This window comes from Arsenophonus nasoniae DSM 15247 (assembly GCF_000429565.1).
Classification (GTDB): Bacteria; Pseudomonadota; Gammaproteobacteria; order Enterobacterales; family Enterobacteriaceae; genus Arsenophonus; species Arsenophonus nasoniae.
The window spans coordinates 22,097-33,296 of record NZ_AUCC01000038.1; the positions used below are offsets into that span (position 1 = coordinate 22,097).

The window sequence follows — 11,200 nt, forward strand, 5'->3', positions numbered from 1 at the left end:
GGTGTGTATATTAACTAAAAATTGTGCTTCTGGCACGCTTTTGAGGAGCTAATTATGTCGCTACCACCCAAGATTCTCATTATCTATGCACATCCTGAACCTACTGAATCTGTGGCGAATAAAATGCTCATTGAATATGTGCAGGATTTAGACAATGTGGTAATACATGATTTATATGGCACTTATCCAGACTACTTTATTAATGCAAATTATGAACGAAATTTACTTTGTCAGCACGAAATTATCATTTTTCAGCATCCGCTTTATACCTATAGTTGTCCCTCTCTTTTGAAAGAGTGGTTTGATAGAGTATTAACGCGAAATTTTGTTTGTGAGCAAAGTAAACAATTGAAAGGGAAATATTGGCGCTCAGTTATTACCACTGGAGAGCCCCAGGAAGCTTATCAATATGGTGGTTATAACCGTTTTCCATTAACTGAATTGCTACGTCCTTTTGAACTTATTGCTTTAATGTGTGAAATGCAGTGGTTATCGCCAGTAATTATTTATATGGCAAGAAGACAGTCTCTTGAAGATATGCAGGAGTGTGCCAAAGCCTATCGTGATTGGCTAAAATCACCCTTAGAGCATGGAGGTTTATAATTGTGGAAGAATTTAGTTTATTCCGTTCTATTATGATATTCCTGCTCGCGGGTGTCATTATGGTTCCTATTGCTCAAAAAATTCGTCTAGGGGCGGTATTAGGATATCTATTAACGGGTATTGTCATTGGGCCATTTGTACTCGGTTTTATAAGAAATGTTGATGAAATTATGCATTTCGCTGAACTTGGTGTCGTTTTTTTGATGTTTTTAATTGGCCTGGAGCTTAATCCAACTAAATTATGGACATTAAGGCGTTCAATTTTTGTTATTGGCACTGCTCAAGTGATCATAACAGCAGCATTAATTACTGGTTTGCTTATTATTATTCATTTTTCTTGGCAAGCCGCAGTTGTAGGTGGGCTGGGCCTAGCCATGTCATCAACAGCAATTGCCTTACAGATTATGCATGAAAGGAACATGAATAATACCGAAAGTGGGCGGTTAGGTTTTTCTGTTTTACTTTTTCAAGATATGGCAGTGATCCCTATATTGGCACTTATTCCATTTCTTGCCAGTGGAACAGCAGATAACGATTGGTATCAAATTGGGTTGAAAGTGGTTGCCTTTGTTGGTTTGTGGATTGGAGGGCGCTATTTATTACGGCCATTATTTCATTTGGTTGCTAAGTCCGGTATTCATGAAATATTTACTGCCGCTTCTTTACTTGTCGTATTAGGGGCGGCATTTTTTATGGAAAAACTGGGTTTTTCTATGGCGCTGGGCACATTTATGGCTGGTGTATTACTGGCTGATACAGAATTTCGTCATGAGTTAGAGATCGCCATAGAGCCTTTTAAAGGATTACTGTTAGGTTTATTTTTTATTTCTGTTGGCATGTCACTTAATTTAGCGATCCTTTGGTCACATTTATTAGAAATAGTTGTCGGTGTTGTGATCTTGGTAATATTAAAATTTGCTATTCTCTATATTTTAGGTTGGTTAGTGCAGGTACGTCGCTCTTCACGTCTACTTTTTGCTGGGGTGTTGAGTCAGGCCGGTGAATTTGCATTTATTATCTTTTCTACGGCGATTAATGTCAAAGTAATGAATAATGAACAGATGTCATTGCTATTAGTTATTGTTACATTATCTATGATGACAACGCCACCATTAATGCAGCTAATCAGCAAATTACTAACTCACTGGTATAATGTGCGTAATGAGCCGATTGAAAAACCTTTTGTTGAGGATACCGATCCGCAAGTTATTTTGGTAGGGTTTGGGCGCGTTGGTCAAGTTGTTGGTCGTTTATTAATGGCCAATAAAATTCGTATTACGGTATTAGAACAAAATGTTAGTGCAATTCATACGATGCGACGCTATGGCTATAAAGTTTATTATGGTGATGCGCAAGATTTGCAATTATTGCGATCGGCGGGTGCGGCAAAAGCCAGTGTGATTGTTATTACCAGCGATAACCCAGAAGAAGTGCTGGGGATCGTTCATTTATGTCAGGCTAATTTTCCTAATCTTCATATTATAGCCAGAGCACGAGGGCGTTTTGAAGCGCATCAATTACGAGAAAATGGGGTGACAGATTTTTGCCGAGAGACGTTTGTCAGTGCTCTTGAGATGGGTGAAAGGACATTGATAAATCTAGGTATACATCCTCATCAGGCTCATCGAGCAAAACAGCATTTTCGTCGACTAGATGTTAAAATATTTAAAGAAAACTCCCCCAAAGCGGGTGAGGGAGAAATTGGTCAAGCGACTCGAATCAAAGAGGCGCGTAGAGAGCTTGAATAATTGTTTGAAATAGAAATAACGCAAGAGCGGGGTCAACCCAAAAGTTGGGATTAACATAAGATTAATTAGTGAGATAGTGGATGTCTGTAATACGTAAAAGATTTATTGCTGGCGCTGTTTGTCCTCAGTGCCAATCTCAAGATACGCTGATGCTTTGGCAAAAAAATGCATTTGATTACGTTGAATGTAAAAAGTGTCATTATAAACAATCTCAAACGGTAGATGGCATGGATAGTCATAGCAAAGATAAAAATCTGCGAATAGATATTCTTACTTTGTAATAAAAATAACGTTTTTTATAAGTTTCAATACAGTTGTACTTTTTTTTTGTACAATCGGAAAAATTTTTATCCACGGCGTTGTAGGAGATGTAATGAAAAAAATAGCGAAAGATTTAGTGGTGAGCCTGGCTTATCAAGTGAGAACAGAAGATGATGTATTAGTTGATGAGTCATTGGCCAGTGCGCCACTTGATTATTTGCATGGTCGTGGTTCTTTGATTTCAGGTTTAGAAAAGGCACTTGAAGGACGCAGTGTTGGTGAACAGTTCGATATTGAGATCCAAGCTGATGACGCTTATGGTCAATATGATGATAATTTAGTTCAGCGTGTACCAAAAGATGTTTTTGTGGGTGTCGATGAGTTACAAGTGGGTATGCGTTTTTTAGCTGATACCGATATGGGATCAGTACCCGTAGAAATTACGGGTATTGAAGGTGATGAGGTTATCGTGGATGGTAATCACATGTTAGCTGGGCAGAATTTAAAATTTAATGTTGAAATTATCGCCATCCGAGAAGCAACTGAGGAAGAATTAGCACATGGGCATGTCCATAGTGAAGATGGACATGAGGGTGGTTGTTGTAATGGTGAACATCATGGTGAGAAAGAGTGTTCTCATGGGGATGGTGGTTGTGGTTGTCATTAAGTTGACATAATAATCCCGTAGATTGAAATAGATCAGCGAGAAAATAAGCTCGCTGATTTTCTGACTGATTAATAGTGTGGTGGTGGAGTTTCTTCAGTAATTGGCGCTAACGGTGATGATTGTGTGGCTTTCAATCGTTCAGTCACCAGTTGCATATGTTCTTTTAACTTAACCATTTCAAGTTGTTGTTCGACAACCACTTGATTAAGTGCTTCAATGGTGATCTCTTGAAAAGATAATTTACTTTCCAAATCTTCTAGTCTTTCTTCATATTTTTTAAGTAAATCCATTTGAACCTCCTGTCGGGAGTGAAATACATAGATTGGATATTCGTTATAATGCCTATAGATAAAGCCTTAGAGAAGTTTTTTCTATAATGATTTACCATGTAACTACTTTTTATTGGCGTGGTTTAACTATATTTAATCCCCTAACTTATTGTATTATCTCGCAGTTGATTAGCTAACACACTTTACTATGACTTGATTGAAATAAATAAAATTAATTGGAGAACTGAATGAAATCACTATTTAAAACGACGCTGTTAGTGACAACTTTGTCTATGGTACTAAATACGTCGCAAGTATTCGCTGCTGAGGCAAATAAAAAATTTGATAATGAAGAGCAGCGTAGCGCTTATGCATTAGGAGCATCACTTGGTCGTTACATGGATAATTCTTTAATGCAGCAAAAATCTATCGGTATTAATCTTGATAGGCAACAGCTTTTAGCGGGTGTACAGGATGCATTTGTTAATAAAAGTAAACTTAGTGATCAAGAAATAGAAACAACATTAAAAGCATTTGAACAAAAGGTACGTGCTGCTGCTCAGGCAAAAATGGAAGAAGAGAGTAAAAAGAATGGTAAATTGGGTGATGAGTATCGCGCCAAATATCTCAAAGAAGAAAAAAGTGCAGTAAAAACAAAAAGTGGATTAATTTATAAAATTGAAAAACCAGGCGAAGGAGCAAAACCAACTGATAAAGATACTATAGTAGTAAATTACGAAGGTCGCTTAATTGATGGCTCGGTATTTGATAGTTCTTATAAACGTAATGAACCGTTAACAATTGCATTGGACTCAGTGATCCCTGGATGGACAGAAGGTTTGCAACAATTGAAAAAAGGCGGCAAAATCCAACTTATTATTCCACCAGAACTGGGTTATGGTAAATCTGCAGCAGCCGCAATTCCAGCAAATTCAACGTTGATCTTTAATGTTGAATTATTAGATATCAAACCGACTAACAAATAATTGAGTGGAAAAAGAGGCAGAGTTAGACTCTGTCTTTAGCATTTTATTATATTAAAAAATAATAGTTACGGTTTATTTATATAATTTATAATGAGTGACAATATGAGTGCGGTAATAGAAATTGCGCATTATCAATAAATATCTCGAATATAATTTAATGCATTTCTATAAATGTTAATATTATTTAATTTACTTAAAATAGTATCAACAGGTTTTTTTGTGATTTTTGTCTAAATTAAATGATTAAGTTACTTTTTTGTTGATGTCCTGTGAGACAGGCCAAAGGTCTGACACAAGATCCCTTGACGATCGGTCTTTGTGGTTTTAACGTCTTAGATTCTTTTTACCGTAAGTCTAGCGTATTAATGATTGCTAAATAAATTGCACATTAATAATAAGATCGGTGTTTACTCACATAATCGTTTAATAAAGTTTCGTCAATATGTGGAGGATGGAGTCTGAATGTCTAACCTATTATATTCTAATGATAGCTGTGATAATGATTTACTGGATGCTCAACCGTTTGATGGTGTAGATTATGCGATTTTGAAATCTTATGAATCTATGGTTGATGGTTTGGCTATGTTAATTGGTGGGCATTGTGAAATTGTTCTTCATTCACTTGAAGATTTAAAATGTTCAGCGGTCAGAATAGCTAATGGCGAACATACAGGCCGAATGATTGGTTCGCCAATTACCGATTTAGCTTTACGTATGCTTCATGATATGACCGATATTGATTCCAGTGTCTCGAAAGCTTATTTTACGCGTGCAAAAAGTGGCGCTTTAATGAAATCAGTCACTATTGCCATCCGTAATCCCAGGCGGCGGGTTATTGGTTTACTCTGTATTAATATGAATCTAGATGTGCCATTTTCGGAGATAGTCAAAACATTTGTGCCGGAAAAAAACCATGAAGTTGCTTCTAACGTAAATTTTGCCTCTTGTGTTGATGATCTTGTTGCTCAGGCATTGGAATTTACCATAGAAGAAGTTAATGTTGATCGCAATGTACCCAATAATATGAAAAACAGACAAGTCGTACTCAATTTATATGAAAAAGGAATTTTTGATATTAAAGATGCAATTAATCAGGTTGCTGATCGTTTGAATATTTCTAAGCATACTGTTTATCTTTATATACGGCAGTTTAAAAGTGGTGAGTAAATAAATGTGTGCTTCTACTTTGAATAAGTCTTTGACTTATTGCCTATTAGTGACAGGGCCTGCTTATGGAACTCAGCAGGCCACCAATGCTTGGCGATTCGCGAATGCTTTGATTATGGAAGGGCATATATTGAAAACCGTTTTTTTCTATCGAGAGGGTGTTTATAACGGTAATCAATTAATTTCTCCGGCTAGTGATGAATTTAATTTACTTATGGGTTGGAAAACATTAGCACAGCAGACAGGATGTCAATTGAATATCTGTGTTGCCGCTGCTTTGCGACGTGGTATTATTGATGAAACTGAGGCCAAAAATAGTGGCTTACCCTGCGCTAATTTAGATAAAGATTTTGTCTTGAGTGGGTTAGGTAGTTTGGCTGAGGCCATGCTCATCTGTGATCGCACAGTCCAATTTTGAGATAAATATGAAAAAAATAGCATTTGTATTTATGAAAACACCTCATGGAACTTCGAGTGGTCGTGAAGGATTAGATGCTTTACTTGCGACTTCTGCATTAACTCAAAATATTGGTGTTTTCTTTATTTCTGATGGCGTCTGTCAATTATTGGCAAAACAAAATCCTAATAAACTTTTGGCGCGTGATTATATTGCAACCTATAAATTACTACCATTATATGATATTAATGCTTGCTATATCTGTCAGGAAGATCTAGAAACAAGAGGATTTTCTTCTGACAGTTGTTTTATCCTACCAGCAACAGTTATTTCTGCTGATAGACTTAGGCGTAACTTAGCAGATTATGATGTAATTCTGACTTTCTAGTTAAATAGAAGGCTAACATGCTATATACCATTTCGACTTCCCCTTATTATAGTGACTTTAATTCATTAATTAACCTATTAACGGAGCAGGATGAGGTACTATTACTCCAGGATGGTGTTTTGTTAGGACATAAAATAGTATCGAGTAATAAAGATAATAATTATTTAATACAATTAAAGGATAAAGGGATTCGTGTTTTTGCTTTACAAGATGATGTAGAAGCAAGGGGCTTAATGCCATATATGTCATCTTATGTCCGTCAAATATCTTATGTTGATTTTGTGCAATTAACGGTAAAACATCCACAATATTTTGCTTGTTAATGGATGATCCTTTGTATATTTCTTGACACCTGTCTCTGTCAGCAATAAAATTTCGCGTCCTCGTGTTTTATCATGACGATAAACGAGGAAAATATCCGTGTTTACGAAGCAAAAAACCAGGAGCTTTTTTAATGGCAACAATTAATCAGCTGGTTCGCAAACCACGTAGCTCGACAGTTGTGAAAAGCAACGTTCCAGCACTGGAAGCTTGCCCGCAAAAACGTGGTGTATGTACTCGCGTATATACTACCACCCCTAAAAAACCTAACTCAGCATTGCGTAAAGTATGCCGTGTTCGTTTAACTAATGGTTATGAAGTGTCTTCTTATATTGGTGGTGAAGGCCACAACTTGCAGGAGCACTCAGTAATCTTGATTCGTGGTGGTCGTGTCAAAGACTTACCAGGTGTGCGTTATCACACTGTTCGCGGTGCACTGGACTGTTCTGGTGTAAAAGATCGCAAACAAGGTCGTTCTAAATACGGCGCTAAGAAGCCGAAAGCTTAATGGTTCTCCGTTAAGTAAGGCCAAACATTTAATTTTTAATGTCAAAATAAACTCATAGAGTTTTGGACAACCCTGAATTTAACAACGGAGTATATCCATGCCACGTCGTCGTGTAATTGGTCAACGTAAAATTCTGCCAGATCCAAAGTTTGGGTCAGAATTATTGGCTAAATTTATTAATATTTTGATGGTAGATGGTAAAAAATCTACTGCAGAAGCAATTGTATATAGTGCGCTTGAGGCCCTGGCTCAACGTGCTGGAAAAGATCATTTAGAAGCCTTTGAAATTGCTCTGGATAATGTTCGTCCAACAGTGGAAGTGAAATCACGCCGTGTAGGTGGTTCAACTTACCAGGTTCCTGTTGAAGTTCGTCCTGTCCGTCGTAATGCATTAGCAATGCGTTGGATTGTTGAAGCTGCTCGTAAACGCGGTGATAAATCGATGGCTTTGCGCTTAGCAAACGAATTATCTGATGCGGCTGAAAATAAAGGCACTGCTGTTAAAAAACGTGAAGATGTTCATCGTATGGCAGAAGCTAACAAGGCGTTTGCACACTATCGGTGGTAGCTTTTGCTAGTTATGTTTCGTAAGGGTAACTTGGTGTTACCCTTATACGAATTGAACGTTCACGAGAGAGGAAAAAATGGCTCGTAAAACTCCCATTACGCGTTATCGCAACATCGGTATTAGTGCCCATATTGATGCTGGTAAGACCACCACAACCGAACGTATCCTATTTTATACTGGCGTGAGCCATAAAATTGGTGAAGTTCATGATGGCGCAGCAACAATGGATTGGATGGAGCAGGAGCAGGAGCGTGGTATTACTATCACTTCAGCGGCAACTACTGCTTTCTGGTCTGGTATGGGTAAACAGTTTGACGAACACCGTATCAACATCATTGATACACCAGGACACGTTGACTTCACGATTGAAGTAGAACGTTCTATGCGCGTTCTTGATGGTGCGGTAATGGTTTATTGTGCAGTTGGTGGTGTCCAACCACAATCTGAAACAGTTTGGCGTCAGGCAAATAAGTATCAAGTACCCCGTATCGCATTTGTTAATAAAATGGATCGTATGGGTGCTAATTTTTTGCGTGTTGTTGAACAGATTGAAACACGTCTGGCAGCAATACCCGTTCCACTTCAGTTACCTATTGGTGCTGAAGAGTCATTCACTGGTGTTATTGATTTAGTTAAAATGAAAGCAATCCAGTGGAGTGACAGTGATCAAGGCGTTACTTTCGTTTATGAAGATATTCCAGCAAACATGCAAGCTCAAGCTGAAGAGTGGCATGGTAAACTGATTGAAGCTGCGGCCGAAGTATCAGATGAGTTGATGGAAAAATATTTTGGTGGCGAAGAGCTGTCTGAAGAAGAGATCAAACAAGCATTACGTAAGCGCGTATTGAATAATGAAATTATTCTGGTTACGTGTGGTTCGGCCTTTAAAAATAAAGGCGTGCAAGCAATGCTTGATGCGGTTATTGAATATTTACCTGCACCTACTGATATTCCTGCAATTAAAGGTGTTTTAACTGATGGTAAAAACACACCAGCGGAACGTCATGCAAGTGATGATGAGCCTTTTTCAGCATTGGCATTCAAAATTGCAACTGACCCATTTGTTGGTAATTTGACTTTCTTCCGGGTTTACTCTGGTGTCGTTAACTCAGGGGATACCGTTCTTAACCCAGTTAAAGATAAAAAAGAGCGTTTTGGTCGTATCGTTCAGATGCATGCTAATAAACGTGAAGAAATTAAAGAAGTCCGAGCGGGTGATATTGCTGCCGCTATCGGTCTCAAAGATGTGACTACCGGTGATACTCTATGTGGTATGGATGCGCCAATTATTTTGGAGCGTATGGAATTTCCACAGCCCGTTATCTCGGTTGCTATTGAACCAAAAACTAAAGCTGACCAAGAAAAAATGGGTATTGCTTTAGGTCGTTTGGCTCAAGAAGATCCATCCTTCCGCGTGTCAACAGATGAAGAATCTGGTCAGACAATTATTGCTGGTATGGGTGAGTTGCATCTGGAAGTATTGGTTGATCGTATGCGTCGTGAATTTAAAGTTGAAGCGAACGTTGGTAAACCACAAGTAGCATACCGTGAGACTATTCGTAAGTCTGTTGAGCAGGAAGGTAAGTTTGTTCGTCAGTCTGGTGGTCGTGGTCAATTTGGTCATGTATGGATACGCGTTGAACCTTTGGAAGCAGGCCATGAAATTGGTTATGAATTCCACAATGAAATCGTTGGGGGCGTTGTACCTAAAGAGTACATACCTGCGGTGGATAAGGGCGTTCAAGAACAGATGAAAAATGGTGTTCTGGCGGGCTACCCCATTGTTGATGTCAAAGTGGCATTGTATGATGGTTCCTATCATGAGGTTGATTCCTCGGAAATGGCATTCAAAATTGCAGGTTCTATGGCCTTCAAAGAAGGCTTCATGAAAGCAGGTCCAGTTTTACTGGAGCCAATCATGAAAGTTGAAGTTGAAACGCCTGAAGACTATATGGGTGACGTAATTGGTGACCTGAACCGTCGTCGTGGTATGATTGAAGGTATGGAAGATACAGCAACTGGTAAGACAGTTCGTGCTCAAGTACCATTGTCAGAAATGTTTGGTTATGCCACAGATCTGCGTTCACAAACTCAAGGTCGTGCTTCTTACTCTATGGAATTTTTGAAGTATAATGAAGCACCAACCAATGTTGCTCAAGCAATTATTGAGGCTCGTAAAGCTAAGTAATTGGCTTTCGGTTTAACTATTTAATCTGGTTCTCTCTTATTGTTTGAGAGAACTCTATAAGGAATAGAGTCGTGTCTAAAGAAAAATTTGAACGTAATAAACCGCACGTTAACGTTGGTACAATCGGCCACGTTGACCATGGTAAAACCACTTTAACCGCTGCAATCACCACCGTATTAGCGAAAACTTATGGCGGTAATGCGCGTGCATTTGATCAAATTGATAATGCACCAGAAGAAAAAGCGCGCGGGATCACTATTTCTACTTCTCACGTAGAATATGATACACCTAAACGCCATTATGCCCACGTAGATTGCCCAGGCCACGCAGATTATGTAAAAAACATGATCACCGGTGCGGCACAAATGGACGGCGCAATTTTAGTGGTAGCGGCAACTGATGGTCCAATGCCACAAACGCGTGAGCATATTTTATTAGGTCGCCAAGTAGGTGTTCCTTATATCATCGTTTTCCTGAATAAATGTGATATGGTTGATGATGAAGAGTTGCTAGAACTGGTTGAAATGGAAGTGCGTGAGCTGCTTTCTCAGTATGATTTCCCAGGCGACGACACGCCAGTAATCAGAGGTTCAGCGTTGAAAGCGCTGGAAGGTGTTGCTGAGTGGGAAGCGAAAATTATTGAGTTAGCGGAAGCGTTAGATAGCTATATCCCAGAGCCAGAGCGTGCAATAGATAAACCTTTCTTGTTGCCAATCGAAGATGTGTTTTCGATCTCAGGTCGTGGAACGGTAGTAACAGGTCGTGTAGAGCGTGGTATTGTTAAAGTTGGTGAAGAAGTAGAAATCGTTGGCATTAAAGAGACGACGAAGACGACATGTACCGGCGTAGAAATGTTCCGTAAACTGTTAGACGAAGGTCGTGCAGGTGAAAACGTAGGTGTTTTATTACGTGGTACCAAGCGTGAAGACGTCGAGCGTGGTCAAGTATTGGCCAAACCAGGCTCAATCAAACCGCATACTCAATTTGAATCAGAAGTTTATATTTTGAGCAAAGATGAGGGTGGACGCCACACACCATTCTTTAAAGGTTACCGTCCCCAGTTTTATTTTAGAACGACAGATGTAACGGGCACAATCGAATTGCCAGAAGGCGTCGAGATGGTAATGCC

At 38.9% G+C, this 11,200-nt stretch carries 14 protein-coding genes; 13 read left to right on the forward strand and 1 reads right to left on the reverse strand.

Annotation, left to right across the window (positions count from 1 at the left end):
- The first annotated feature begins 54 nt into the window (after positions 1-54).
- From kefG to slyD, 4 genes are all read left to right on the forward strand, one after another.
- The gene (gene kefG, locus G468_RS0109845) at positions 55-603 is read left to right on the forward strand and encodes a glutathione-regulated potassium-efflux system ancillary protein KefG (RefSeq protein ID WP_026822982.1); all 549 of its coding nucleotides are present in this window, start codon (positions 55-57) and stop codon (positions 601-603) included.
- Between the two features lie 2 nt (positions 604-605).
- Positions 606-2,351, forward strand: a complete 1,746-nt coding sequence (gene kefB / locus G468_RS20435) for a glutathione-regulated potassium-efflux system protein KefB (RefSeq protein WP_081700654.1) — start codon at positions 606-608, stop codon at positions 2,349-2,351.
- 80 nt (positions 2,352-2,431) lie between these two features.
- Positions 2,432-2,632 (forward strand): YheV family putative zinc ribbon protein, encoded by a 201-nt coding sequence (locus G468_RS0109855; RefSeq protein WP_026822983.1) that lies wholly within the window; start codon positions 2,432-2,434, stop codon positions 2,630-2,632.
- Between the two features lie 92 nt (positions 2,633-2,724).
- Complete coding sequence (gene slyD, locus G468_RS0109860) at positions 2,725-3,279, forward strand: peptidylprolyl isomerase (RefSeq protein ID WP_034249712.1); 555 nt, start codon at positions 2,725-2,727, stop codon at positions 3,277-3,279.
- A 68-nt stretch (positions 3,280-3,347) separates the two neighbouring features.
- Here slyD and G468_RS0109865 read toward each other — a convergent pair whose 3' ends face one another.
- Complete coding sequence (locus tag G468_RS0109865; protein WP_026822985.1) at positions 3,348-3,569, reverse strand: SlyX family protein; 222 nt, start codon at positions 3,567-3,569, stop codon at positions 3,348-3,350.
- Between the two features lie 227 nt (positions 3,570-3,796).
- Here G468_RS0109865 and fkpA point away from each other — a divergent pair, with 227 nt between their 5' ends.
- The 9 genes from fkpA to tuf form a co-directional block, all read left to right on the forward strand.
- On the forward strand, positions 3,797-4,534 hold the full coding sequence (gene fkpA / locus G468_RS20440) for an FKBP-type peptidyl-prolyl cis-trans isomerase (RefSeq protein WP_051297034.1): 738 nt from the start codon (positions 3,797-3,799) through the stop codon (positions 4,532-4,534).
- Between the two features lie 462 nt (positions 4,535-4,996).
- Positions 4,997-5,701, forward strand: coding sequence for a helix-turn-helix transcriptional regulator (locus G468_RS0109875; RefSeq protein WP_026822986.1), 705 nt, complete (start codon positions 4,997-4,999; stop codon positions 5,699-5,701).
- 4 nt (positions 5,702-5,705) lie between these two features.
- Complete coding sequence (tusD, locus tag G468_RS0109880; RefSeq protein ID WP_034249713.1) at positions 5,706-6,119, forward strand: sulfurtransferase complex subunit TusD; 414 nt, start codon at positions 5,706-5,708, stop codon at positions 6,117-6,119.
- Positions 6,120-6,126: 7 nt separating this feature from the next.
- Positions 6,127-6,486 carry a sulfurtransferase complex subunit TusC gene (gene tusC / locus G468_RS0109885; protein WP_026822988.1) on the forward strand — a complete coding sequence of 120 codons (360 nt, stop codon included), beginning with the start codon at positions 6,127-6,129 and terminating at the stop codon, positions 6,484-6,486.
- A 17-nt stretch (positions 6,487-6,503) separates the two neighbouring features.
- Complete coding sequence (gene tusB, locus G468_RS0109890) at positions 6,504-6,809, forward strand: sulfurtransferase complex subunit TusB (protein ID WP_026822989.1); 306 nt, start codon at positions 6,504-6,506, stop codon at positions 6,807-6,809.
- 131 nt (positions 6,810-6,940) lie between these two features.
- Positions 6,941-7,315, forward strand: a complete 375-nt coding sequence (gene rpsL, locus G468_RS0109895) for a 30S ribosomal protein S12 (protein ID WP_026822990.1) — start codon at positions 6,941-6,943, stop codon at positions 7,313-7,315.
- Between the two features lie 97 nt (positions 7,316-7,412).
- The gene (gene rpsG, locus G468_RS0109900; protein ID WP_026822991.1) at positions 7,413-7,883 is read left to right on the forward strand and encodes a 30S ribosomal protein S7; all 471 of its coding nucleotides are present in this window, start codon (positions 7,413-7,415) and stop codon (positions 7,881-7,883) included.
- 76 nt (positions 7,884-7,959) lie between these two features.
- The gene (gene fusA, locus G468_RS0109905; RefSeq protein WP_026822992.1) at positions 7,960-10,071 is read left to right on the forward strand and encodes an elongation factor G; all 2,112 of its coding nucleotides are present in this window, start codon (positions 7,960-7,962) and stop codon (positions 10,069-10,071) included.
- 71 nt (positions 10,072-10,142) lie between these two features.
- Positions 10,143-11,200 (forward strand): elongation factor Tu (gene tuf / locus G468_RS0109910; RefSeq protein WP_026822993.1); only part of this gene is annotated, 1,058 nt, incomplete at its 3' end.

Excerpts from the sequence above, each read along its gene's own strand:
- kefG (WP_026822982.1), top strand. The coding sequence starts at position 55 with ATGTCGCTACCACCCAAGATTCTCATTATCTATGCACATCCTGAACCT.
- G468_RS0109875 (WP_026822986.1), top strand. The coding sequence starts at position 4,997 with ATGTCTAACCTATTATATTCTAATGATAGCTGTGATAATGATTTACTG.
- slyD (WP_034249712.1), top strand. The coding sequence starts at position 2,725 with ATGAAAAAAATAGCGAAAGATTTAGTGGTGAGCCTGGCTTATCAAGTG.
- fkpA (WP_051297034.1), top strand. The coding sequence starts at position 3,797 with ATGAAATCACTATTTAAAACGACGCTGTTAGTGACAACTTTGTCTATG.
- tusD (WP_034249713.1), top strand. The coding sequence starts at position 5,706 with ATGTGTGCTTCTACTTTGAATAAGTCTTTGACTTATTGCCTATTAGTG.
- G468_RS0109865 (WP_026822985.1), bottom strand. The coding sequence starts at position 3,569 with ATGGATTTACTTAAAAAATATGAAGAAAGACTAGAAGATTTGGAAAGT.
- G468_RS0109855 (WP_026822983.1), top strand. The coding sequence starts at position 2,432 with ATGTCTGTAATACGTAAAAGATTTATTGCTGGCGCTGTTTGTCCTCAG.
- fusA (WP_026822992.1), top strand. The coding sequence starts at position 7,960 with ATGGCTCGTAAAACTCCCATTACGCGTTATCGCAACATCGGTATTAGT.
- tusC (WP_026822988.1), top strand. The coding sequence starts at position 6,127 with ATGAAAAAAATAGCATTTGTATTTATGAAAACACCTCATGGAACTTCG.
- rpsG (WP_026822991.1), top strand. The coding sequence starts at position 7,413 with ATGCCACGTCGTCGTGTAATTGGTCAACGTAAAATTCTGCCAGATCCA.
- rpsL (WP_026822990.1), top strand. The coding sequence starts at position 6,941 with ATGGCAACAATTAATCAGCTGGTTCGCAAACCACGTAGCTCGACAGTT.
- tusB (WP_026822989.1), top strand. The coding sequence starts at position 6,504 with ATGCTATATACCATTTCGACTTCCCCTTATTATAGTGACTTTAATTCA.